General features: G+C 63.2%; 20 protein-coding genes and 1 pseudogene. 14 read left to right on the forward strand and 7 right to left on the reverse strand.

The genetic code is table 11. The features are described 5' to 3' along the window. The first annotated feature begins 27 nt into the window (after window positions 1–27). Window positions 28–2,064, forward strand: coding sequence for a sensor histidine kinase (locus AC1M7R_RS05365; protein ID WP_490610277.1), 2,037 nt, complete (start codon window positions 28–30; stop codon window positions 2,062–2,064). A gap of 2 nt (window positions 2,065–2,066) precedes the next feature. Continuing rightward, window positions 2,067–2,648, forward strand: a complete 582-nt coding sequence (locus AC1M7R_RS05370) for a cob(I)yrinic acid a,c-diamide adenosyltransferase (RefSeq protein ID WP_072395166.1) — start codon at window positions 2,067–2,069, stop codon at window positions 2,646–2,648. A 62-nt stretch (window positions 2,649–2,710) separates the two neighbouring features. Here AC1M7R_RS05370 and AC1M7R_RS05375 read toward each other — a convergent pair whose 3' ends face one another. The 3 genes from AC1M7R_RS05375 to secA form a co-directional block, all read right to left on the reverse strand. Beyond that, entirely contained in the window at window positions 2,711–3,655 is a 945-nt protein-coding gene (locus AC1M7R_RS05375; protein WP_072395168.1) for a Nudix family hydrolase, read from the reverse strand. A gap of 184 nt (window positions 3,656–3,839) precedes the next feature. Next, the gene (gene argJ, locus AC1M7R_RS05380; RefSeq protein WP_440776531.1) at window positions 3,840–5,057 is read right to left on the reverse strand and encodes a bifunctional glutamate N-acetyltransferase/amino-acid acetyltransferase ArgJ; all 1,218 of its coding nucleotides are present in this window, start codon (window positions 5,055–5,057) and stop codon (window positions 3,840–3,842) included. A gap of 114 nt (window positions 5,058–5,171) precedes the next feature. Next, window positions 5,172–7,913, reverse strand: coding sequence for a preprotein translocase subunit SecA (gene secA, locus AC1M7R_RS05385; protein ID WP_490610278.1), 2,742 nt, complete (start codon window positions 7,911–7,913; stop codon window positions 5,172–5,174). A gap of 308 nt (window positions 7,914–8,221) precedes the next feature. Between secA and AC1M7R_RS05390 the strand changes: the two genes are divergently transcribed. Next, on the forward strand, window positions 8,222–8,677 hold the full coding sequence (locus AC1M7R_RS05390; protein WP_072395174.1) for a DUF721 domain-containing protein: 456 nt from the start codon (window positions 8,222–8,224) through the stop codon (window positions 8,675–8,677). A 127-nt stretch (window positions 8,678–8,804) separates the two neighbouring features. Here AC1M7R_RS05390 and AC1M7R_RS05395 read toward each other — a convergent pair whose 3' ends face one another. Continuing rightward, window positions 8,805–10,292: a helicase HerA-like domain-containing protein gene (locus tag AC1M7R_RS05395; protein ID WP_072395176.1), complete on the reverse strand. Its 1,488-nt coding sequence runs from the start codon at window positions 10,290–10,292 to the stop codon at window positions 8,805–8,807. A gap of 331 nt (window positions 10,293–10,623) precedes the next feature. Between AC1M7R_RS05395 and AC1M7R_RS05400 the strand changes: the two are divergent. The 5 genes and pseudogenes from AC1M7R_RS05400 to gpgF all read left to right on the forward strand — a co-directional run. Continuing rightward, a pseudogene (locus tag AC1M7R_RS05400) lies at window positions 10,624–11,463 on the forward strand (HAMP domain-containing protein); the annotation flags it as partial. A 141-nt stretch (window positions 11,464–11,604) separates the two neighbouring features. After that, window positions 11,605–12,369, forward strand: coding sequence for a methyl-accepting chemotaxis protein (locus tag AC1M7R_RS05405; protein ID WP_371128599.1), 765 nt, complete (start codon window positions 11,605–11,607; stop codon window positions 12,367–12,369). 174 nt (window positions 12,370–12,543) lie between these two features. After that, a complete protein-coding gene (gpgS, locus tag AC1M7R_RS05410; protein WP_072395180.1) occupies window positions 12,544–13,665 on the forward strand; it encodes an N-acetylglucosaminyl phosphatidylglycerol synthase in 1,122 nt (373 codons plus the stop codon). A 15-nt stretch (window positions 13,666–13,680) separates the two neighbouring features. Beyond that, window positions 13,681–14,448 (forward strand): N-acetylglucosaminyl phosphatidylglycerol deacetylase, encoded by a 768-nt coding sequence (gene gpgD, locus AC1M7R_RS05415; RefSeq protein WP_165887309.1) that lies wholly within the window; start codon window positions 13,681–13,683, stop codon window positions 14,446–14,448. Further along, the gene (gpgF, locus tag AC1M7R_RS05420; RefSeq protein ID WP_072431886.1) at window positions 14,445–15,440 is read left to right on the forward strand and encodes a glucosaminyl phosphatidylglycerol flippase; all 996 of its coding nucleotides are present in this window, start codon (window positions 14,445–14,447) and stop codon (window positions 15,438–15,440) included. Before gpgD ends, gpgF begins: the two co-directional genes overlap by 4 nt. 49 nt (window positions 15,441–15,489) lie before the next feature. On the opposite strand, the gene AC1M7R_RS05425 is transcribed toward gpgF, so the two are convergent. Together AC1M7R_RS05425 and purU are read right to left on the reverse strand one after the other, a co-directional pair. Further along, window positions 15,490–15,660 (reverse strand): hypothetical protein, encoded by a 171-nt coding sequence (locus tag AC1M7R_RS05425; RefSeq protein ID WP_176776503.1) that lies wholly within the window; start codon window positions 15,658–15,660, stop codon window positions 15,490–15,492. A 53-nt stretch (window positions 15,661–15,713) separates the two neighbouring features. After that, the gene (purU, locus tag AC1M7R_RS05430; RefSeq protein ID WP_039591673.1) at window positions 15,714–16,562 is read right to left on the reverse strand and encodes a formyltetrahydrofolate deformylase; all 849 of its coding nucleotides are present in this window, start codon (window positions 16,560–16,562) and stop codon (window positions 15,714–15,716) included. A 306-nt stretch (window positions 16,563–16,868) separates the two neighbouring features. Between purU and mvaT the strand changes: the two genes are divergently transcribed. Beyond that, on the forward strand, window positions 16,869–17,246 hold the full coding sequence (gene mvaT, locus AC1M7R_RS05435) for a histone-like nucleoid-structuring protein MvaT (RefSeq protein ID WP_072395207.1): 378 nt from the start codon (window positions 16,869–16,871) through the stop codon (window positions 17,244–17,246). Window positions 17,247–17,338: 92 nt separating this feature from the next. On the opposite strand, the gene sbcB is transcribed toward mvaT, so the two are convergent. Beyond that, window positions 17,339–18,766, reverse strand: coding sequence for an exodeoxyribonuclease I (sbcB, locus tag AC1M7R_RS05440; protein ID WP_072431887.1), 1,428 nt, complete (start codon window positions 18,764–18,766; stop codon window positions 17,339–17,341). Window positions 18,767–18,964: 198 nt separating this feature from the next. Between sbcB and AC1M7R_RS05445 the strand changes: the two genes are divergently transcribed. Genes AC1M7R_RS05445 through AC1M7R_RS05465 form a run of 5 tightly spaced genes read left to right on the forward strand, consistent with a single transcriptional unit; the run spans window position 18,965 to window position 24,344 of the window. Further along, window positions 18,965–19,690: an RDD family protein gene (locus AC1M7R_RS05445; protein ID WP_072395211.1), complete on the forward strand. Its 726-nt coding sequence runs from the start codon at window positions 18,965–18,967 to the stop codon at window positions 19,688–19,690. Beyond that, window positions 19,687–20,658 (forward strand): stage II sporulation protein M, encoded by a 972-nt coding sequence (locus tag AC1M7R_RS05450; RefSeq protein ID WP_072395471.1) that lies wholly within the window; start codon window positions 19,687–19,689, stop codon window positions 20,656–20,658. The genes AC1M7R_RS05445 and AC1M7R_RS05450 overlap by 4 nt, the downstream gene beginning before the upstream one ends. Further along, entirely contained in the window at window positions 20,645–22,183 is a 1,539-nt protein-coding gene (locus AC1M7R_RS05455) for a DUF4129 domain-containing protein (RefSeq protein WP_072458747.1), read from the forward strand. Before AC1M7R_RS05450 ends, AC1M7R_RS05455 begins: the two co-directional genes overlap by 14 nt. After that, the gene (locus AC1M7R_RS05460) at window positions 22,180–23,343 is read left to right on the forward strand and encodes a DUF4350 domain-containing protein (RefSeq protein ID WP_490610279.1); all 1,164 of its coding nucleotides are present in this window, start codon (window positions 22,180–22,182) and stop codon (window positions 23,341–23,343) included. Before AC1M7R_RS05455 ends, AC1M7R_RS05460 begins: the two co-directional genes overlap by 4 nt. Then, window positions 23,340–24,344, forward strand: a complete 1,005-nt coding sequence (locus tag AC1M7R_RS05465; RefSeq protein WP_076406370.1) for an AAA family ATPase — start codon at window positions 23,340–23,342, stop codon at window positions 24,342–24,344. The genes AC1M7R_RS05460 and AC1M7R_RS05465 overlap by 4 nt, the downstream gene beginning before the upstream one ends. Window positions 24,345–24,481 lie beyond the last annotated feature (137 nt).

The following is a 24,481-nucleotide window of genomic DNA, read 5'->3' on the forward strand; positions in this document are numbered from 1 at the left end:
TCGTGTTCCCTTTTTGCGACGAGTCTGATGCCATTGCGCCAGCGCCTTGAAAACCTGCCGGTCGGCCAGAAGCTGCTGGCCGCCCTGTTGGTGTTATTGACCACCGTCCTGCTGGTGGCCAACCTGACCTTTATCAGTGCCGCCTACTACATTTCCCAGGAGAGCATGGCCCCCCAGGCTCTGCAGACCATCGGCCGGCTGATCGCCAACCCGAGCCTGATCTCCGATGCCCTGAAATCGCCGCAAAACGCCAGGCGCCTGCTCGATGAGCTCAACAATTATGCGCCCCTGCGAGCGGCGGCCCTGTATGACGGCGATGGCGAGCGCCTGGCGCAGTTGCAGCAGGGCGAGAAGCTCAAGCTGCCAGACCATTTCCGCACCATGCAGGCCTGGCAGGCTGGCGAATTCCGCAGCAACCAAGTCATCACCCTGCCCCGCCCCGGCCAGTCCCCGGGACACCTGCTACTGGTCGCCAGCAGCGAACTGCCCACCGCGTTCTACACCGGCACTCTGACGGCAAGCCTCGGCATCCTGATTTTCAGCGTGTTGCTGTGGCTCGTCATCGCCCAACAGATCAAGCGCCTGATCACCCAGCCGATTCATCAGCTCGAAGAACTGTCGCGCCAGGTCACTCGCGAGGAGAACTACTCCCTGCGGGCCGCCCGGGGCAACCACGATGAAATCGGCAGCCTGGCCGAAGCGTTCAACACCATGCTGTCACGCATCGAGGCCCGGGAGCAGCAACTCAAGCGCGCCCGGGACGACTCCCAGGCCGCCTATGACCAGGCCCAGGGCCTGGCGGAAGAAACCCGGCACACCAATCGCAAGCTGGAGCTGGAAGTCCAGGTACGCAGCAAGATCGAGAAAAAGCTCACGGGCTTCCAGAACTACCTCAACAGCATCATCGACTCCATGCCGTCGGCACTGATCGCCCTGGACGAACAACTTTACGTGACCCAATGGAACCAGGAGGCCAGCGCCCTCTCCGGGACCCGGCTGGACGAAGCCCTGAACCAGCCGATCTTCCTCGCCTTCGAGCCCCTCAAGCCCTACCTGCCGCAACTCAAGCAGACGGTCGAACAGCATACGGTTGCCAAGATCGAACGCGTCACCTGGACCAAGGACGATGAAGCACGGCATTACGCCCTGACCTTCTACCCGCTGATGGGTGGCGCCGGGCGAGGAGTGGTGATCCGGATCGATGACATCACCCAGCGCCTGTCGCTGGAAGAGATGATGGTGCAATCGGAAAAAATGCTCTCCGTTGGCGGCCTCGCCGCTGGCATGGCCCATGAGATCAACAACCCCCTGGGGGCGATCCTGCACAACGTGCAGAACATTCGCCGGCGCCTGTCGCCGGAACTGCCCAAGAATCTCGAACAGGCCGAACAACTGGGTATCGAGCTGCAGGTGGTCAACCGCTACCTCGAAGGGCGGGATATCCCGCAGCTGCTGGACGGCATCCAGCAGGCCGGTGCCCGGGCGGCGAAGATCGTCACCCACATGCTCAGTTTCAGCCGGCGCAGCACCCGGCAGATGGCACCCTGCGACCTGCCGGCGCTGATCGACCAGGCGGTGGAGATCGCCGGTAACGACTTCGACCTGGCAATCGGCTTCGACTTCAAGGGCCAGGCGATCATCCGCCATTTCGACCCCAACCTGGGCCCGGTACCCGGCACCGCCAACGAACTCGAACAGGTACTGCTCAACCTGTTGAAGAATGCTGCCCAAGCGATCCACCAACGCCAGGACAACAGCGAACCGGGGCGCATCATCCTGCGCACCCGGCTCAATCCGCCCTGGGCGGAAATCCAGGTCGAGGACAACGGGATCGGCATGAGCGAAAACGTACGCAAACGTACCTTCGAGCCCTTCTTCACCACCAAGGAAGTCGGCCAGGGCACAGGCCTGGGCCTGTCCGTGTCGTATTTCATCATCACCAACAACCACAAGGGCCAGATGGAAGTGCAGTCGGCGCCAGGCCAGGGCACTTGCTTCACCCTGCGCCTGCCTTTGGCGGGCGCTTCGATGGCGCCGCAGGAAAACAAGCAATTGGAGCGTTGAACATGGGCTTTCGCCTGTCGAAGATTTACACCCGCACCGGCGACAAGGGTGAAACCGGGCTGGGAGACGGTCGCCGCGTGGCCAAGGACCATCCACGGATCGAGGCCATCGGCGAAGTGGATACGCTCAACAGCCAGTTGGGTTTATTGCTGGCCGGTCTCGCTGCTGAAACCTCGCGACACCCGCAGCTGGCAGGGGTGATCGAGGTACTAGCGCCTTGTCAGCACCGCTTGTTCGACCTGGGCGGTGAACTGGCCATGCCGGCCTACCAGGCCCTGAACATTGCGCAAATCCAGCGACTGGAAGCCGCGATCGACGAATGGAATGAGGAATTGGGGCCGCTGGAGAACTTCATCCTGCCCGGTGGCTCGACCCTGGTGGCCCAGGCCCATGTCTGCCGCAGCCTGGCACGTAGTGCCGAGCGTCGCTGCCAGCATTTGAACGCCGTGGAACCGTTGACCGGGCCAGGGCTGGCCTACATCAATCGGTTATCGGACCTGTTGTTCGTGGCAGCCAGGGTGATCGCCCGGCGCCAGGGGGTTGCCGAAGTGCTTTGGGAGGCGGCGGCCAAGCCTGGGGGCTGAATCGTTCTTGAGGCCGCCATCGCGAGCTTGCTCGCGATGGCGTCAGCAGCCACACCACAGAATCATGTCCCAGGCCAGAACGCCCGGATCCCCGCCACACCCTGCGCCCCGGCTGCCCAGGCTTGTTGCCGTTCGCCAGGGCCGACCCCACCCAACAGATAAACCGGCCGGTCGAAGCCCTCGATCAACCGCGCGGCCTCTTCCCATCCCAATGGCTGGGCCTCGGGATGGGTCTGGGTCGGTCGAACAGGCGAGAGCGTCACAAAATCCACGTCCATCTGCTGCGCCAGGGACAACTCCTCGGCGTTATGACAGGAGGCCGCCAGCCAGCGGTCCTTGCCGAACGGTCGACCCGCCGCCGCATGCTTGCGCAACTGTGCGGCAGTGATGTGCCAGCCAGCGGAAGGGAAATCCCCCAGCCATTCGAACGGCCCCTTGAGCATCAGTTGGGCCTTGCCGGCGCACAGCCCCGCCGCATCCACCGCCAGGTCGCGGTATTGCGGGTCATAGCCATTGGGGGCGCGTAGCTGGAGCAACCTCATCCCGCCGGCGATAGCCTTCTGCATGCCGCGCAGCAAGGCCGGTGTTTCGAGGCCTTCGGGCGTGATCAGGTATTCGCCCGGCAGACGCGCCGCCGCGACGATCGGCTGATTGGCCGCCGGAAACTCGTAATCCGACAACTCGCGGGCCGTGACCCAGGCCAACGGCTGCCCCTCGGCGCCATGGGGCTCGCCGGTAAACGCCGAAACCTCCCAGACATCCAGCAGAACCTGCTTGTCCGGGTAGTCGTGGCGCACCTTGATCAAGGGCCGGGCGGCACCGACGACAATGCCCAGCTCTTCGTGAAGTTCCCGGGCCAGGGCCGCTTCGACAGACTCATCAGCCTCGACCTTGCCTCCGGGAAACTCCCACAGGCCACCCTGGTGCTGGGTATCGGCCCGGCGGGCGATCAGGATTTTGCCGGCGGCGTCTCGAATGACGGCCGCGGCGACGTGAATTCGTTTCACCGTACTGTTTCCTCTTGGCCGGCGGGATGCGACTTTACAGTGCCGGCCATTGGTGGATGCCCTGGACATGGACCACAGACCAGCGGCTTCTTGCTATCTGCCATGCCGCTCTCGCAAGCACGAAGATCGCCTCGACGGCGGGAGCGAGCCACTCGCGGCAGGAGCGGCTCGACCCCAGCCCTTGTCAGGTCCGATATTCGGCGTTGATCTTCACGTATTCGTGGGACAGGTCGGTGGTCCAGATGGTTTCACTGCACTCGCCACGTCCCAGTTCGATACGGATGGTGATTTCTTCCTGCTGCATCACCGCCGCCCCCTGGGCCTCGGTGTAGGTGGCGGCACGGGCCCCCTGACTGGCGATGCAGACGTCACCCAGGAACACGTCGATCTTGCTCACGTCCAGGTCCGGCACGCCGGCACGCCCGACAGCCGCGAGGATCCGGCCCCAGTTCGGGTCGGAGGCGAACAGCGCAGTCTTGATCAGCGGCGAATGCGCCACGGTGTAGCCGACGTCCAGGCATTCCTGGTGGTTGCCACCGCCGTTGACCTGTACGGTCACGAACTTGGTCGCGCCTTCACCGTCGCGCACGATGGCCTGGGCCACTTCCATGCATACCTCGAACACGGCCTGCTTCAGGGCCGTGAACAGTGGGCCGCTGGCTTCGGTGATTTCTGGCAGGTTGGCCTTGCCGGTGGCGATCAGCATGCAGCAGTCGTTGGTGGAGGTATCACCGTCGATGGTGATGCGGTTGAACGACTTGTTGGCGCCATCGAGCATCAGGTCCTGCAGTACCTGGCGGGACACCTTGGCGTCGGTGGCGATGTAGCCGAGCATGGTCGCCATGTTCGGGCGGATCATGCCCGCCCCCTTGCTGATGCCCGTGACGGTAACGGTCACGCCATCGTGCTGGAACTGGCGGCTCGCACCCTTGGGCAGGGTGTCGGTGGTCATGATGCCGGTGGCGGCGGCAGCCCAGTTGTTTTCCGACAGGTCATCGAGGGCCGCCTGCAACGCGCCTTCGATTTTCTCTACCGGCAGCGGCTCGCCGATCACACCGGTGGAGTACGGCAGCACCTGGGCAGCGTCGACGCCGGTCAGTTCGGCGAGCCTGGCGCAGGTACGCTCGGCGGCGGCCAGGCCTGGCTCGCCGGTACCGGCGTTGGCGTTACCGGTATTGGTCAACAGATAACGCACCGGCCCTTGCACGCGCTGCCTGGCCAGGATGACCGGAGCGGCACAGAAGGCGTTGAGGGTGAAGACGCCGGCCACCGTCGAGCCTTCGGCGCAACGCATGACTACCACGTCCTTGCGCCCCGGACGCTTGATGCCCGCCGAGGCGATACCGAGTTCGAAACCGGCGACCGGGTGCAACGTTGGCAACGGACCAAGACCAACAGCCATGAATGCGCTCCTTAAAAAATGTAAATCAGCACCGCCCCCAGCGGAACGATGGATCAAATGGCAAAACGCCGCGATGGTGAGTCGCGGCGCGGGTGGTTCAGCGTTGAGACGGGGTTACTGGATCTGCCCGTGGCAATGCTTGTATTTCTTGCCCGAACCGCAGTAGCACAGCTCGTTACGGCCCAGTTTCTGCTCGTTGCGTACCGGCGCGGTCGCTACCGCGACGTCCACGTCGACACCTTCTTCATGGGCCTGGGTCGCGCCCAGTCCCGGTGCCTCGGCATGCTCGAACTGCATGCGCGCGGCCAGAGCCTCGGCTTCCTGACGCAGACGGGCCTCTTCCTCGGCCGGGTCTTCGCGGCGAACCTGGACGTGGGACAGCACACGGATCGAATCGCGCTTGATGGAATCCAGCAGTTCGGAGAACAGCGTGTAGGACTCGCGCTTGTACTCCTGCTTGGGGTTCTTCTGGGCATAACCACGCAGGTGGATACCGTGACGCAGGTGATCCATGGTGGACAGGTGATCTTTCCAGAGATCGTCCAGCACCCGCAGCACGATCTGCTTCTCGAAGGAACGCAGTGCTTCGGCGCCCGCCTGGTCTTCCTTCTCGTTGTACGCGGCGATCAGTTCGGCCAGCAGTTTCTCGCGCAGGGTCTCTTCGTACAGGTGGTCGTCTTCGTCGAGCCACTGCTGGATCGGCAGCGACACGCCGAAGTCGCTGCGCAGGGCCGCTTCGAGGCCGGCGATGTCCCACTGCTCGGGCAACGACTGCGGTGGAATGTGAGCACTGACGGTGGCGTTGAGCACTTCCTGGCGGAAATCGGCGATGGTTTCACCGATGTCGTCGGCCGCCAACAAGCTGTTGCGCATGTGATAGATCACTTTACGCTGTTCGTTGTTGACGTCGTCGAACTCCAGCAGTTGCTTGCGGATATCGAAGTTGCGGCCTTCGACCTTGCGCTGCGCTTTCTCGATGGCATTGGTCACCATGCGGTGCTCGATCGCCTCGCCGGGTTGCATGCCCAAGGCTTTCATGAAGTTCTTCACCCGGTCGGAGGCGAAGATGCGCATCAGGCTGTCTTCCAGCGACAGGTAGAAACGGCTGGAACCGGCGTCGCCCTGGCGGCCGGCACGACCACGCAGCTGGTTGTCGATACGGCGCGACTCGTGACGCTCGGAGGCGATCACCTGCAGGCCACCGGACTCCAGCACCTGCTGGTGACGCTTCTGCCAGTCGGCCTTGATCTGCGCGATCTGCTCGGGGGTCGGGTTTTCCAGGGAAGCCACTTCCACTTCCCAGTTGCCGCCCAGCAGGATGTCGGTACCCCGGCCGGCCATGTTGGTGGCGATGGTCAGCGCCCCCGGGCGACCGGCCTGGGCGATGATCTCGGCTTCCTTCTTGTGGAACTTGGCGTTGAGGACCTTGTGCTCGATGCCTTCCTTGGTCAACAAGGCAGACATGTGCTCGGAAGTCTCGATGGTGGCGGTACCCACCAGGATCGGACGGCCCTGGGCCATGCCTTCCTTGATGTCATTGATGATCGCCGCGTATTTCTCCTCGGCGGTCAGGAACACCAGGTCGTTGTAGTCTTTACGTGCCAGGGGCTTGTTGGTCGGGATCACCACCACTTGCAGGCCGTAGATCTGATGGAACTCGAACGCCTCGGTGTCGGCGGTACCGGTCATGCCGGACAGCTTGTTGTACAAGCGGAAATAGTTCTGGAAGGTGGTCGAGGCCAGCGTCTGGCTCTCGGCCTGGATGTTCAGGCCTTCCTTGGCTTCGATGGCCTGGTGCAGGCCCTCGGACAAGCGACGGCCCGGCATGGTACGGCCGGTGTGCTCGTCCACCAGCACGACCTGGCCGTCCTGGACGATGTATTCGACGTTGCGATGGAACAGCTTGTGGGCACGCAGGCCGGCGTAGACGTGGGTCAGCAGGCCCAGGTTATGGGCCGAGTACAGGCTCTCGCCTTCGGCCAGCAGGCCGACACGGGTGAGCATTTCCTCGATGAACTGGTGACCGGCTTCGTTGAGTTCGACCTGGCGGGTCTTCTCGTCGACCGTGTAGTGACCGGCCTGGGTCACTTCGCCCTCGACTTCCTCGACGTGCAACTTGAGCTGCGGGATCAGTTTGTTGATCTCGGTATACAGCTTCGAGCTGTCCTCGGCCTGGCCGGAAATGATCAGGGGCGTACGGGCTTCGTCGATGAGGATGGAGTCGACTTCGTCGATCACGGCGAAATTGAGTTCACGCTGGAATTTTTCATCCAGGCTGAACGCCATGTTGTCGCGCAGGTAGTCGAAACCGAATTCGTTGTTGGTGCCGTAGGTGATATCGGCGGCGTAGGCGGCGCGCTTCTCTTCCGGCGGCTGGAACGGCGTGACCACGCCGACGCTCAGCCCGAGGAACTCATAGAGCGGGCGCATCCAGTTGGCGTCGCGGCGGGCCAGGTAGTCGTTGACCGTCACCACATGCACGCCCTTGCCGGACAGCGCGTTGAGGTAGACCGCCAGGGTCGCCACGAGGGTCTTGCCCTCGCCGGTGCGCATTTCGGCGATCTTGCCTTCGTGCAAGGTCATGCCGCCAATCAACTGGACGTCGAAGTGACGCATGCCCATGACCCGCTTGCCGGCTTCGCGAGCGACCGCGAAGGCTTCGGGCAGGAGCTGGTCGAGGGTTTCCCCCTTGGCGATGCGGTCCTTGAATTCGGCAGTCTTGGCGCGTAACTGATCGTCCGAAAGGGCCACCATCTGCTCTTCGAAGGCATTGACGATCTGTACCGTCTTGAGCATGCGCTTGACTTCACGCTCGTTCTTGCTTCCAAAGAGTTTCTTTAACAAAGGCGCAAACATATCGGCAGGATCTTCCACACTAAAGGGATGGAGGGCGGCCCCGTGAGTCGCCCGTGCAGCCCTCATGGCCGCATGCGAACGAGCATTCTACCCGGAAACGATGGTGAGGAAAGTGGCGTTATTCCACGATGCTGGCACAGCGCTGTGACGGGGCTTTCCTAAAATAAGGGCTTTTACGCGAAGTTCAACCCGAAAAACGCAGAAGTTACCAGGGTTTGTGCCTGAAGGGGGCCTCGGGCGACAGGGTCGCGGCGCGGCGCACGCTTTCTGCTACCATGGCGCCTCTGTCATTTGCGGTAATTGCATCCATGGCCTTTCGCCCTCTTCCAGCCAAGGCTCCCGCCGTTCTGCTGCGCGAAGCCAAGCCGCTGAAAGCCATCTTTGGCCACGCCAGGCGCCTGGGTCACCTGCAGCGGCTGCTGGACAGCCAGTTGCAGCCGGCCGCACGGGAACATTGCCATGTGGCGTCCTGGCGCGAAGGCTGCCTGCTGCTGATCGTCACCGACGGCCACTGGGCCACGCGCCTGCGCTACCAGCAAAAGCGCCTGCTGCGCCAATTGCAGGCATTCGAGGAGTTTGCCGGCCTGACGCGGGTACTGTTCAAGGTCCAGCCACCCACGGTACAGGCCATCGCCAAGGGGCATACGCTGGACCTGTCCAGCGATGCAGCCGCGACGATCCAGGCCACGGCGGACGGCATCAGCGATCCCAAGCTGCGTGCCGCGCTGGAGCGGTTGGCGGCGCATGCCAGGACCAAGCCCTGAGATTGCCGTTGCCTGTTGCATCGCCATCGCGAGCAGGCTCGTCCCCACAGCGATCGCGTTGCATCCCAGGCACGCAACCTCTTGTGGGAACGAGCCTGCTCGTGATGGCGACGACTCGGTCCCCCGGCTAGCGGCGCTTACTGCCCCCCAGCAGCGACCCCATCAACCCGCGCACCAATTGCCGTCCCAACTGGTTGGCCGCCTGGCGCATCGCCGACTTCAACGCCTGGCCGGCCGCGGTGCCGAGAAATTCCCCGGCCTGTTCGGTGAAGCTCGGCTGTTCAGTCGCCGGCTTGCCTGGAACCTCCTGGACCTGCGGTTCAAGCCCCTTGCGTCCCATCAGCACCTCGTAGGCCGACTCGCGGTCGATGGGCTTGTCGTAGCGCCCCTGCAAGGGTGAAGCGGCGATCAGGCTGGCGCGTTCGGCTTCCGTCAACGGTCCGATACGCGACTGCGGCGGCGCCACCAACACACGCCGCACCATTTCCGGCGTGCCTTTCTCCTGCAAGGTGCCCACCAGCGCTTCACCGATACCCAGTTCGGTGAGCACCGTCAGGGCATCGAATTGCGGGTTCGGCCGGAAACCGTCCGCCACCGCCCGCAGGGATTTCTGCTCCTTGGCGGTGAAGGCCCGCAGGCCATGCTGGATACGCAACCCCAACTGCGCCAGTACGTCGTCCGGCAAGTCCCCCGGCGACTGGGTCACGAAGTACACCCCCACGCCCTTGGAACGGATCAGCCGCACCACCTGTTCCAATCGTTCCTGCAACGCCTTGGGCGTGCCGGCGAACAGCAGGTGCGCTTCATCGAAGAACAGGGCCAGTAGCGGCTTGTCCGCGTCGCCGCGCTCGGGCAGTTGCTCGAACAGCTCGGCCAGCAGCCACAGCAGGAATGTGGCGTAGACCTTGGGGGCTTCGTGTACCAGGCGACTGGCGTCCAGCAGATGGATGCGGCCACGGCCATCGCTGCCCGGTTGCAGGATGTCCTCGAGTTGCAAGGCCGGCTCGCCGAACAACGCATCCGCGCCCTGCTGCTCCAGCGTCGACAGGCGCCGCAACAGTGCCTGGCTGGAACCGGTGGTCATCAGGGCCGCATCGTCCCCCAGCAGTTCGGGGTTGTCCTTGAGGTGATTGAGCAGTGCCTTGAGGTCCTTGAGATCCAGCAGCAACAGGCCTTCACGGTCGGCTACCTTGAACGCCGCGTACAACGCCGATTGCTGGCTGTCCGTCAGCTCCAGCAGGCTGCCAAGCAACAACGGCCCCATTTCGCTCAGGGTGGTACGCAACGGATGACCGGACTGGCCATGGATGTCCCACAAGGTCACCGGATAAGCCTGGGGCTTATGCTCGAGCCACGGCATCCCGGCAATGCGCTCGGCAATCTTGCCCTGGGGCATGCCGGCGGCACCGAGGCCGCACAGGTCGCCCTTGATGTCCGCGGCGAACACCGCGACCCCGGCATCGCTGAACGCTTCGGCCAGGCGTTGCAAGGTGACCGTCTTGCCAGTGCCGGTGGCGCCTGCGACCAAGCCGTGACGGTTGGCCAGGCGCATGGCCTGGGCGATGGGCTGGCCGGCAAGGTCGGCCCCGATTACGAGTTGCGATGAGTCAGGCATTTGGTCACCTGTGATTAATCCTTGGCCCTGTATGGCCGATAAATAAAGCGACAGACCAGACTGAAAACAAGGTCGGATAATTCCCTAGGGAAAGTTGGAAATATCGTCTTTTTTTCAAGATGACGCCATTTTGCTCGCTTATATCAAAGCACGCTCAGAGCATTAAGACCTTAGCGGACCCTACTCCATGAATAAAACCCTGCGTTTCAGCCACAAGATCCTGATTGCCGCCGCACTTATCGTGATGGCTGCCTTCGCTTCGTTCACGGCCTATAACGATTACTTGCAACGCAACGCCATTCGCGACGACCTAGACAGCTACCTGCATGAGATGAGCGATGTCACCGCGAGCAATATCCAGACCTGGCTGAGCGGCCGGATCCTGCTCATCGAGAACCTGGCCCAGAACATCGCCGGCACCCCGGACCCGGCCAGCGTCGCCCGCCTGCTGGAGCAGAAAGCCCTGACCTCTACCTTCATGGCGTCCTACCTGGGCGATGCCCAGGGCAGTTTCGTCATTCGCCCCGATGCGAAGATGCCCGAAGGTTTCGACCCTCGCGTGCGGCCCTGGTACAAAGGCGCCCAGAGCAGCAGCACCTCGACGCTGACCGAACCCTATATCGATGCCGCCAGCGGCGGGCTGATCATTTCCATCGCCAGCGCCTCCCGCAACGGCGCGCAAAGTGTCGGCGTGGTAGGAGGCGACCTCAGCCTGCAGGCCATCGTGGACAACCTCAAGACCGTGGACTTCGACGGCATGGGCTACGCCTACCTGGTCAGCGCCGATGGCAAGATCCTGGTGCACCCCGACAAGAACCTGGTCATGAAGACCCTGGCCGAGGCCTTCCCGAAAGACACCCCGGCGATCAGCGACCGGATCAGCGAAGTCGAAGTGGATGGCCACACGCGCATCGTCACCTTCACCCCCATCAAGGGCCTGCCGTCGGTGAACTGGTATGTCGGGGTATCGGTGGACAAGGACATGGCCTATTCCATGCTCAGCGATTTCCGTACCTCGGCCGTGGTGGCGACGGTCATCGCCGTGGTGTTCATCATTGCGCTGCTGAGCATGCTGATCCGCCTGCTGATCCAGCCATTGCACGTCATGACCCGGGCCATGGAAGACATCGCCGACGGCGAAGGCGACCTGACCAAGCGCCTGGCGATCCACAACCAGGATGAATTCGGCATCCTGGGCACCGCGTTCAACCGTTTCGTGGAGCGGATCCATGGTTCGATCCGCGAAGTGTCCTCCGCCACCGAGCATGTCAACGAAGTCGCCCTGCGGGTGGTGAGCGCATCGAATTCGTCGATGGTCAATTCCGACGAGCAATCCAGCCGCACCAACAGCGTCGCCGCGGCCATCAACCAATTGGGCGCCGCCGCCCAGGAAATCGCCCGCAACGCTGCCCAGGCGTCCCACCAGGCCAGCGACGCCCGTGGCCTGGCCGAGGACGGCCAGCAAGTGGTGGAGCGCAGCATTGCCGCGATGAATCGCTTGTCCGACCTGTTGAGCGCTTCGAGTACCAACGTCGAAACGCTCAACAGCAAGACCGTGAACATCGGGCAGATCCTGGAAGTGATCACCAGTATCTCCCAGCAGACCAACCTGCTCGCCCTGAACGCGGCCATCGAGGCCGCCCGGGCCGGCGAGGCCGGGCGCGGGTTCGCCGTGGTGGCCGATGAAGTGCGCAACCTGGCCCATCGCACCCAGGAATCGGCGCAGCAGGTGCAGACCATGATCGAGGAACTGCAGGTCGGTGCCCGGGACTCGGTCACCACCATGAACGACAGCCAGCGTCATAGCCAGGAAAGCGTGGAAATCGCCAACCTGGCCGGCGAGCGCCTGAACAGCGTGACCCAACGCATTGGCGAGATCGACGGCATGAACCAGTCGGTGGCCACGGCCACGGAGGAACAGACCGCCGTGGTGGAATCCATCAACGTGGACATCAACGAGATCAACACCCTGAACCAGGAAGGCGTGGAAAACCTGCAAGCCACCTTGCGGGCCTGTTCCGACCTGGAGCGGCAGGCGTCGCGGCTCAAGCAATTGGTGGGCAGTTTCCGCATCTAGTGGCCGGTACGGTTAGCCGAACGACCACTAGCGCCTGTACGGCCCCCTTTGCGAGCAGGCTCGCAAAGGGGGCCTGTCACACAAGCAACAGCCAAGACACGCCATCCACCACACAACCCCAACCGAACATCTATTCTTCATAAAGGTCAACACAGGAGAACTCAGACCGGAGGGATGTTCATCGTGCATATAGCGGACATAACCATGTTCTACGCCCCCGCCAGCGGCGGCGTGCGCACTTACCTGGATGCCAAGCACCGGCGGCTGGCGAACCGGCCCGGAATTCGCCACAGCCTGTTGATACCCGGTGCGCACTTGAGCGAGCAGGACGGGATCTACAAGGTACCGGCCCCTCCTCTCCCTTTTGGCAAGGGCTACCGCTTTCCCCTTCGCCTGGCGCCCTGGCGCAATGCGCTGCGCGATCTGCAACCGGACCTGATCGAGGTCGGCGACCCCTACCTCACCGCCTGGGCCGCCCTGGATGCGCGGCGCCAGCTGGACGTGCCCGTCATCGGCTTCTATCACTCCGACCTGCCTCTGCTGGTGAGCAACCGCATGGGCAACTGGTTCACCCCCAATATCGAAGCCTATGTCAGCAAGTTGTATGGCAATTTCGACCGGGTCCTGGCGCCCAGCCAGGTCATGGCCGACAAGCTGACCGGCCTGGGTGTCAGGAATGTCTTCGTGCAACCCCTGGGGGTCGACCTGCAAACCTTCAACCCCGCCGCCAGGGACCCGGAACTGCGCGCCGAACTGGGGATTGCCGAAGACGCCCGCCTGTTGATCTTCGCCGGCCGCGGTTCCAAGGAAAAGAACCTGCCGGTGCTGCTCAAGTGCATGAAGCGCCTGGGCGAGCGCTACCACCTATTGCTGGTGGGCTCATCGATGCCCGCCGCCGTGCCGGAGAACGTCACCGTCATCGATGAGTTCTGCCCGGCGCCGCAGGTGGCACGGCTGATGGCCAGCGCCGATGCCCTGCTCCATGCCGGCGACCAGGAGACCTTCGGCCTGGTGATCCTCGAAGCCATGGCCAGCGGTATCCCGGTCGTGGCGGTAGCGGCCGGGGCCTTCACCGAAATCGTCCACGAAGACTGTGGCCTGCTGTGCATGCCCAACAATCCACAAGCGATGGCCAATGCCGTACGGCAGCTTTTCAGCGAAGGCTGCCAGCGCCGCGGCGCGCTGGCGCGGCGTCATGTGGAGCGTCACTACGCCTGGGATTGCGTGGTCGATAGCTTGCTGGGGCATTACTACGCCGTGCTGGGCGAGCAGATGCCGTTGCTGGCCAATGGCTGAGGCGAGGTTGTGTCCATGAATCAAACTCCCAGCCTGCTGCTGGTCCTGCACGACGTGGCGCCGCAAACCTGGCCCGATTACAAACCCTTCGTCGAAGCCGTCGACGCCCTCGGCCATGTGCCGATGACCTGGCTGGTGGTGCCGGATTTCCATCACACCAATGCCCTGGACCATCATCCAGCGTTCAGGCGCCTGCTCGACAGACGGGTCGAGCGCGGCGACGAACTGGTGCTGCACGGTTACTACCATTGCGACGACGGACCGCCGGCCCTTCATCCCAAGGACTGGTTCATGCGCCGGGTCTATACTCATGAAGGCGAGTTCTACCAATTATCCGAGGAGGCGGCCCTTGCCCGGCTGCGAGCCGGCATCGAGCTCTTCGAACGTCATCAATGGCCCCTGGAAGGTTTTGTCGCCCCGGCCTGGCTGATGAGCGAAGGCACCCGCCAGGCCCTGCGCCAGTTGCCCCTGAGCTACACCAGCGATACCCGTCATTTCTACCGCCTGCCGGACTTTTCGGCCATCGACGCCCCTGGACTTGTCTGGAGTGCCCGCAGCGCCTGGCGCCGAGGGTTGTCGAAGATCGTCAGCGATCAACGGGAACAGCGCTGGCGCCAGGCGCCGGTGATCCGCCTGGGCCTGCATCCGGTGGACATGCGCCACGGCTACTCCCGGGATTACTGGCTGCGGACCTTGCAACGCCTGCTCGACGAGGGTCGCGTGCCGATGACCAAGGCTGGCTGGCTGGCGACCCAAGGGCTGCGGGTCAGCAGCGCCGCATGAAAAAGTTGATCTGGCTGGGCGCCGCGCTCGTCACGGCATTGCTGGTGCCGTTGCTGGTGGGCGGCGGGGAGATGTGGTCGCGGGTGCAGCGTTTCCCCTTGTCGCTGCTGCTGGCCATGCTCGGCATGATCGGGCTTTGCTGGTGCCTGAACGCCCTGCGCCTGCGTCTGCTGCTGGGTGAACACCGTGCCCGCCTGGGCGGGCTGAACAGCATTGGCGTGGTGATGTCCACCGAGTTCGCCATGTGCGCCACGCCTGGCGGCAGTGGCGGGCCGCTGACATTGATGGCCTTGCTGGCACGCAACGGCGTGCGTCCGGCCCATGCCAGCGCGGTGTTTGCCATGGATCAGTTGAGCGACCTGCTGTTCTTTCTCTGCGCCTTGGTGGGCATCCTGCTGTACGCCCTGTTCCAGAACCTCAGCCAGCGCATGGAATGGATGCTGGCGTTGAGTGCGATCTCCCTGCTTGGCGGGCTGTTCGGCTGTGTCCTGGTAGCTCGCTACCATCGTCGGCTGATCCTGCTGGGTGCCCGATTGCTGCGCCACCTGCGGGTCAAGGCGCATACCCGTCGACGTTGGGGACGCAAGATCCTGAATTTTCTCGCGGCGTTTACCGACACCCTGAAGTTGCCGCGACAAACGCTCCTTCAGGTCTTCGGCCTGACCTGCCTGCACTGGGGGCTGCGCTACAGCGTCCTGTACCTGGCATTGAAAGGGCTGGGGGCGGACCTGCAATGGGCATGGAGCTTCCTGATCCAGATGCTGTCCTTGAGCGCGGGGCAATTCAGCCTGCTGCCCGGCGGCGCCGGGGCGGCAGAGCTGACCTCGGCGGCGCTGCTGGCCCCCATGGTGGGCAAATCCACAGCGGCGGCGGCCATCCTGATCTGGCGAGCGGTGACTTACTACTTCTATCTGGTCGCCGGCGGGCCGGTGTTCTTCCTGATGGTGGGGCGGCCGCTGATCAAGAAACTGATGAGGCTGCGGCAGGCCTGAGCCAGACGGCCCAGGGCCCAGGCTCTGTACGAAAAGTCTTGAGACGAGTCTAGGAGGCTTCGGGAGTGTCCTGCGGGTGCAGTTGCTCCCACAGCTGGGCGGCATCGGGAAATTCCGTGCCATCCTCCGGGCCCAACTCCTCGGGATCGTAGCGGCTCAGGCAGCCCTCACCCAGGGTCGCTGGCGCCCTGGAGGTGGCTTTGTCCAATGGATCGGTCATCAGGGCAACCTTATGAAAAAAGGCCTGGCGATTACTCGTGCAGGCCTTTGGATTCAGAACACCACGGTCTTGTTGCCGTGCACCAGCACCCGGTCCTCGAGGTGATAGCGCAAGCCTCGGGCCAGCACCATTTTCTCCACATCACGGCCGAAGCGCACCATGTCTTCGATGCTGTCGCTGTGGCTGACGCGCACCACGTCCTGCTCGATGATCGGGCCGGCGTCCAGCTCTTCGGTCACGTAGTGGCAGGTGGCGCCAATCAGCTTCACGCCGCGCATCGAGGCCTGGTGGTACGGCTTGGCCCCGACGAACGATGGCAGGAAACTGTGATGGATATTGATGACCTTGTGGGCATATTCGCTGCACAGGGACGGCGGCAGGATCTGCATGTAGCGAGCCAGCACCACCACCTCGGCGTCGTGCTGCTTGACCAGCCGCGAGACTTCGGCGAACGCCGGTTGCTTGTCCTGCGGATTGACCGGTACGTGGTAGTACGGGATGCCGTGCCACTCCACCATGCTGCGCAGATCGTCATGGTTGGAAATGACACAGGCGATGTCGCAGTCGAGCTCATCGCTGTGCCAGCGATGCAACAGGTCAGCCAGGCAATGGGACTCACGGCTGGCCATCAGCACCACGCGTTTTTTCTGCGCAGTGTCGGTGATGCGCCAGTCCATCGAGAACTCTTCGGCAATCGGTGCAAAGGCCTCGCGAAAGGCTTCGATGCCGAAGGGCAGCGAGTCGGCACGGATCTCATGACGCATGAAGAACCAACCGCTCTGATTGTCCGAATGATGGCTTGCTTCAGTGATCCAGCCGTTATGGGACGCCAGAAAGTTACTGACTTTAGCAACGATACCGACGCGGTCCGGGCAAGCGATCACCAGCCGAAAAGTGCGCATTAGGGAAACTCCAGAACTTCGCAAAGGCGGCTATTCTAGCCATTGCGCAGCAAAACTGCAGTATCGATGACGCGCCGGGCCTCTCTAGCCTCATGCCGGCAGCGCTGAGGCTGGCCCGGGACTGCTTGCTATAAATGTGAACAGATGTGAAGAGCCTCTCACAGTATTTAACTGCAATCCCCTTTTTTGTGGCGCGGCACTAATTAATTAAATAAAAGCCGGCTTAAATGTTTACTTGATGAAACTGTCTGATTACTATTGCCACACTGTCTCCTTGTCATCAGCGTCCTACATAAGGTAGTCCCCATGTCCTTGATCAATGAATACCGCGCTACTGAAGAAGCTATCAAAGAGCTGCAAGAGCGCCTGAAAAATCTGTCCCAGGACGACAAACTGCAAAAAGAACTGGAATTCGAAGGCAAATTGCGCACTCTGATGGGCGAATATTCCAAGTCCCTGCGCGACATCATTGCCCTGTTGGATCCAGAAGCCAAGTCGGGCAAAGCCCCCCGTGGCGCCGTCAAAACTACCGGCACCAAACGCGCTCGCAAAGTTAAGCAATACAAAAACCCGCACAACGGTGAAGTCATCGAAACCAAAGGTGGCAACCACAAGACCCTGAAAGAGTGGAAAGCCAAGTGGGGCGGTGACGTGGTTGAAAGCTGGGCCAAGCTGCTGGGCTGAATCCTGCCGCTTCGAGCCGCTCTTCACGAGCAAAAACAACGCCAGCGATCGCTGGCGTTTTTTTATGCGGTCAACTTTTCACTTATCGACGTTCACAGGCTTAAACGCTGGCGCAATTGCTGGCTGTAACCCTGCCATTGCACAAGGACCTCTCGCTGCATGGGTGTAGCCAGGGCCATCCACTCTTGCATCGCCTCATCAAAAGTTTCCAGGGTATTCGGTGCGCCCCATTGTGGGGATGACAGGCGCTGCTGACAGAACAGTCTCCAGCGCTCCTGTTCTTCAGCACTCAACGTATCCGGGAAGTTGCGTGCACGATATCGAAACAGTAATTCCGGCAGACGCTCATCATCGAACAGCCAGCGTTCCCGTGCCAGTTGCACCGGGTCCGCCAAACGGACTTGTTCGCATAAGCGACGATCACGATCACCGAGAAAACCTGCGTACAACTGTTGTTCGGGATCTTCACTGGCGGCGAAGTCCTCACCACCGTAAATAGCCTGAAGTTTCTCCTGCCAGACCTGCTGTGCGTCACTTAGCCGCAGCGCCCGTTGCTGCAGGCCATCCATATCCAGTTGCAGTCGCTCCAGGTCTTCGGCACGCAGCACCGAAAGTGGCGCGACCACCGGGCACTTGTTGATATGGATAAGTTTGAGAGGCACCGGTAACTCACCTTCAAGCAACTCTTCGCGACGGGTATACAAGCGCTGGCGCAGGATTTGCGCGTCATGCTCCAGCAACCCCTGGGGGTCCAGGTGCAGGTCGCAGACGATCAAGGCATTGCGGTTTTTCGGATGCCAGGCCAGCGGCAGGACGACGCCGATATAGTTTCGCGCAGCGGAAAAACGCCCGGAAACATGTACCAATGGTTGTAACAGACGGACCTGATCTAGGACCTTCTGTTTGCCTCGCAGCTGGAACAGCCAATCGTAGAGCCGCGGCTGCTTCTGCCGGATCAGGCGAGCCAGGGCAATGGTCGCACGCACATCCGACAACGCGTCATGGGCCTGGCCATGGTCGATGCCATTGGCGGCGGTGAGGCGCTCGAGCTTGAGGCTGACGCGACCATCCTCCTGCGGCCAGACGATGCCTTGCGGGCGCAACGCATAGGCGGCGCGTACCAGGTCGATGAGATCCCAGCGACTGTTACCGCCCTGCCACTCGCGGGCGTAGGGGTCGAAGAAATTCCGATACAGGCTGTAGCGAGTCATCTCGTCATCGAAACGCAGCGTGTTATAGCCGGCGCCACAGGTACCCGGCGCGGCCAGTTGCGCGTGGACACGGGTCATGAAATCGGCTTCGCTCAGCCCTTGCTCGACCAGGCGCGCCGGCGTGATGCCGGTGATCGCACACGCAGCGGGATGCGGCAGGATGTCATCACTGGGCCGGCAATACAGGTTCACCGGTTCGTCGATTTCATTGAGTTCGAAATCGGTACGGATACCCGCCATCTGCAAGGGGCGATCGCTCCTGGGGTCGATGCCGGTGGTTTCGTAGTCGTACCAGAAGATGGAAGTCACGGCCTGTTCCTGAGTTGAAGACTGGCGAAGTCTAGGCGCTGGACCCCGGCTGCGGCCAGTGTTGTCTGGATTCAATCCTGTTGCGAGCTATTGAATGACACAAAGTCTGGTATCGCCTCGTATCGTTTGCGCGCACGAACACTGTTAGCATCTGTGGCCAGATCGAATGTTCGAACCGGCCTATCATTCAGGTTGCCCATGCTCGAGAGACCAGCACTGCAAAGGAACGCGCCGCTGCCCCCGCCACTGGACACGCGGTATCAGGTCGAAACGCCAGAAGGCATCGACCTGCCACTGCGGCCGGCGGGGTTGATGCCCCGCGCACTGGCCTTCGCCATCGACCTGGGCATACGGGGCCTGGTCCTGGGTGTCCTCTTCTTCATCCTGGCGTTCTTCGGCGAACTGGGGATCGGCCTGGGTTCTATCCTGCTGTTCGTGGTCAGCTGGTGGTACATGGTGCTGTTCGAGGTGCTGAGGCAGGGGCGCTCCCCCGGCAAGCAGATGATGGGGTTGCGCGTGGTGCAGGACGACGGCCGGCCCGTCGGCTGGTCGGCCTCGCTGATCCGCAATCTGTTGCGCTTCGTCGACATGCTGCCCTTTGGCTATGCCTTCGGCGCAGTCTGTTGCCTGCAGCATCCGGCCTTCAAGCGCCTGGGGGACCTGGCGGCCGGCACCCTGGTGGTGTATCGCGAACAGCCGGTCAAGCGCCCCGCCCTGCCCCAGGCGCCCCCCTTGCGACCTCCGTTTGCCCTGAGCCTCAACGAACAGCGCGCCGTGCTCGGTTTCGCCGAACGCCAGGCCGAACTTTCCCAGGCCAGGGTCAACGAACTGGCAACCATCCTTGCCGCACCGCTGAACGTGCAACCTCCCCGCGCCGTGGCCGAACTCAATGGCATCGCCCGCGGCCTGTTGGGGCCGACATGAAGCAAAGCCTATTCGAAAACCGTCACCAGCAGGAATGGGAGCAGCTGTCCCGGCTGCTCGATCAACTGGAGCGCAGCCGCAACGTGCCCCAGAGCAACGAGTTTCCCCACGCCTACCGCCGGCTCTGCCAACACCTGGCACTGGCCCAGGCGCGAGGCTACAGCAGCCTGCTGGTCGACACGCTGCAACAACTGGCACTGCGTGGTCACCAGCAACTCTACCGGGACCGCGGCAGGCCTTCGGGCCTTACGGCATTCATCCTGGTGGGTTTCCCTCGACTGGTTCGTGAGCAATGGCGGTTCGTGCTGGCTGCCTGCGTGATGTTCCTCGGCAGCCTGGCCGGCATCGGGCTGCTGGTCTATCTGTTCCCGGAGCTGGTCTACAGCGTGCTGGGCGCCGAGGAAGTCAGCCAGATACGCAGCATGTACGACCCCGCCGCCGGTCACCTGGGGCGCTCGGTGGAACGGGCGGCCAGCGAGGACTGGGTCATGTTCGGCTACTACATCATGCACAACATCGGCATCGCCTTTCAGACCTTCGCCAGCGGCATGATGTTCGGCCTGGGCAGCGCGTTCTTCCTGTTCTTCAACGGCCTGACCATCGGGGCGGTGGCCGGGCACCTGACCCAGATCGGCTCAGGCGGGACATTCTGGTCGTTCGTGATCGGTCACGGCGCCTTCGAACTCACCGCCATCACCCTGGCCGGTGCCGCCGGCTTGCAGCTGGGCTGGGCGTTGATTGCGCCGGGACGCCTCACCCGGGGCGAAGCCTTGCGGCTCGCCGCTCGCAAAAGCGTGTCGATGATCGCCGGGGTGATACTGTTGCTGCTCATCGCCGCCTTCATCGAAGCCTACTGGTCCTCCAGCGCCGTGACGCCCGCCACCAAGTACACGGTCGGCGCCCTGTTGTGGCTGCTGGTGTTGAGCTACCTGCTGTTGGCCGGACGGGTACGCCATGCGGCTGAGTGACGCCAGCGTAGCCATCCGCCCGCGCACCACCTGGGAAGCCATGGACCTGGGCATCCTGATGAGCCAGCGGCATCGCCGCCTGCTGATGACCAGCTGGGCCATCGTCACGCTTCCGGTCTATGCGCTGTTGTCGCTGTTGCTGTGGGATTCGCCGTCCCTGGTGATAGTGGTGTTCTGGTGGTTGAAGCCGGCCTTCGACCGCTTGCCGCTGTATATCCTGTCCAAGGCATTGTTTGGCGAAACACCCACCTTGAAGCAGGCCTTGCGCCAGTGGCCCGCCCTGCTCAAGCCCCAACTGCTCGCCAGCCTGACCTGGCGCCGGCTGAGCCTGAGCCGCAGCTTCCTGATGCCGGTGGTGCAGCTCGAAGGCCTTTGCGGGCAAGCACGGGAACAGCGCTTGCGGGTTCTGCTGCAACGCAACGGCGGCGCAGCGCAGTGGCTGACCGTGATCGGCGTGCACCTGGAGACGGTCCTGTGGTTCGGCCTGATGGCCCTGTTCTACCTGTTCGTGCCGCAGCAGGTTGAGCTGGAATGGGACTGGCAGGCCTTGATCGCCGTCGCCGAGAACGACTGGTTGTGGTTCGAACACCTGATCAACTTCCTGTATCCCCTGTTGCTGATCCTCTGGGAGCCGGTATATGTCGCCTGCGGTTTCAGCCTCTACCTGAATCGACGCACGATCCTGGAGGCCTGGGACATCGAGCTGGTGTTCCGGCGCCTGCGCCAACGCCTGAGCGGCGTAGCGCCCGTCCTCATGCTGCTGGCCCTGGTGCTGTTGCCCCTGGGGCCCAAGACCTGGGCCGCCGAAGACAACACCGCGCCTGACAGCCCCCGGCTGCTCAATCAGCCCCTCACCAGCGAGGCATCCCGGGACAGCATCGAAGCGATCCTCCAGGCCCCGCCATTCAAGAACACCGAGACCGTGACCCGTTATCGCTTTGGCGAGGAAACCGAAGAACCCGACGAGGACGGCGAACCCTCGGGTTGGCTCAAGGCGTTGTTCCAGTGGCTCGGCGGCCAGCGCTTCGAGACCGCCGCCGCGCTGATCCAGGTCCTGCTCTGGGCTTGCCTGGCCGGGGCGATCGTCTGGCTGGTCTGGCACTACCGTGATCGCTTCCAGGCCCTGCCCAGTCGCCGGGCGACGAAACGCCCGCCACCAGAACGACCGGCACCGGTTCAAATGTTCGGCCTGGATATCCGTGAAGAAAGCCTGCCCGAAGATGTGGCGGCCAGCGCCGAGCAGCTCTGGAGCACAGCCCCCCGTGAGGCCCTGGGCCTGCTGTACCGGGCCTTGCTCAGTCGCTTGCATCACGAGTTCGGCGTTGCCCTGAAAGCGGCCGATACCGAGGGCCAGGTGCTGCATCGCGTCGAACAGCTGCAGCAGGAACACCTGCTGGCGTTCAGCAGGCTCCTGACCCTGCACTGGCAGAACGTCGCCTATGGGCACCGCCCGCCATCGCCCGACCTGCAACAGGAACTGTGCGACGGCTGGCGCGGGCTGTTCGGTCCGGGAAGGGCGCGATGAGCCGGCGCGCGGGGTTGCTGCTCGCCGTCCTGGCGATCGTCCTGCTGGGGGCAATGGTCGCCTACCTGGACTCCAAGGCGGTGCCTTACCAGGAAACCCTCGACCACGGCCCTTCGCCCGAGGCCCAGGCCAACCCTTACCTGGCCGCCGAGCATTTCCTGCGCCAGCAAGGCATCAAGGTCGAACACGCCAATGACCTGAACATGCTGCCGACTCTGGAGCCACGCCAACGCAGCCTGCTGTTGCTGGGAGAGCGAAGCGACATGACACCGCGGGAAGTCGACCAGTTGATGAACTGGACCCGGGCCGGCGGGCGCCTGCTCTTCGTCGCCGAGGCGCTGTGGGACGACAGCACCGGCAGCAGCGGCGACCTGCTGCTGGACCGCGTGCGCCTGCGCCAGTTCTTGAGCGAGGACCTCAAAGAGCCGGCGCCGGAGCTCATCAAGGACCGCTACCCCGAATTGACCAAGTTGTACCTGGAAGACGAGGAAGCACCGGCCTATGTCGGCTTCGACACCGACTTCCACCTCGAAGACCCGCACAACCTGGCCCAGTCCTGGGCCAACAGCGCCCAGGCCACCCACATGATGCAGCTGAACCACGGCCAGGGTTCCATCACCGTTATCACCGACGCCGAGCTGTGGAAGAACGACCAGATCGATCAGTACGACAACGCCTGGCTGCTCTGGTACCTGAGCGCCGACTCGGACGTCACGCTGCTGTACAACATCGACCACGACAGCCTGCTGACCCTGCTGCTGCGCTACTTTCCCCAGGCACTCGTCGCACTGGCGGCCTTGATCGCCCTCTGGCTGTGGCACTCGGCCGTGCGTCATGGCCCGCTGCAGCCGCCGGCCCCCAAGGCACGGCGCCAGCTGGAGGAGCATGTGCAGGCCAGCGCCGTGTTCCATCTGCGCCATAATGGCCGGCAGCACTTGCTGCGCGGCTTGCAGCAGGACGTACTGCGCCGGGCCCGCCATCGTCACCCAGGCTTCGAACAACTGGCCGTGGCCGAGCAATGGCAAGTGCTTTCCCGCTTGACCCGCCAACCCACCAAGGCCATCAGCCAGGCCCTCAGCCCCCGGCCGAAACAGCGCCTGTCCAGCGCTGAGTTCTGCCGCCAGGTCGCCCATCTGCAAACCCTCAGGAATGCCTTATGACTGAACAGAACGAACCTGCCGACGGCCAGGCCCACGCCGCCCAACAGCGCCAGCGCGCCAGTCAGCTGGCCCAGGCCATCCGTACCGAGCTGCACAAGGCGGTGGTCGGCCAGGCCGCGGTGATCGATGACGTGCTGACGGCATTGATCGCCGGCGGCCACGTGCTGCTCGAGGGCGTTCCCGGGCTGGGCAAGACGTTGCTGGTGCGCGCCATGGCCCGTTGCTTCAACGGCGAGTTCGCCCGCATCCAGTTCACGCCCGACCTGATGCCCAGCGATGTCACCGGGCATGCGGTGTACGACCTGCAGACCGAGCAGTTCAAGCTGCGCAAGGGGCCGGTATTCACCAACCTGCTGCTGGCCGACGAGATCAACCGCGCTCCGGCCAAGACCCAGGCCGCGCTGCTCGAAGCCATGCAGGAACGCCAGGTCACCCTCGAAGGCCGCGCCTTGCCCATCGCCCAGCCGTTCATGGTGCTCGCCACCCAGAACCCCATCGAACAGGAAGGCACCTACCCGCTGCCGGAAGCCGAGCTCGACCGCTTCATGCTCAAGGTGCGCATGGACTACCCGGACGCCGACCAGGAATTGAACATGGTGCGTCAGGTCAGCCGCTCCACGCGGGCCGACATGCTCGATGTCCAGCCCTTGCGCACCGTGCTGCAGGCCAAGGACGTGCAAGCGCTGCAACGCATCGCCAGTGACCTGCCGATGGACGACCAGGTGCTCGACTACGCCGTACGCCTGGCCCGTACCACCCGCAGCTGGCCGGGCCTGACCCTGGGGGCCGGCCCCCGTGCCTCCATCGCCCTGGTGCGCTGCGCCCGGGCGCGGGCCTTGTTGCGCGGCGGTGAGTTCGTGGTGCCGGACGACATCAAGGGCTGCGCCCTGGCCGTGCTGCGCCACCGGGTACGACTGGCGCCGGAGCTGGATATCGAGGGGCTGTCGGTGGACCAGGTACTGGGACAACTGCTCGACCAAGTGCCGGCGCCACGGTTGTGAGCAGTACCAATATGCCGAGGATACCTTGCGTGGCGAGGGGATTTATCCCCGTGGGCCGCGCAGCGACCCCTTGCGGTGTTTCAGTCATATCCGGGGGGCCGCTGCGCGGCCCGGCGGGGATAAATCCCCTCGCCAGA

Source organism: Pseudomonas sp. MS01C9, from assembly GCF_058202755.1.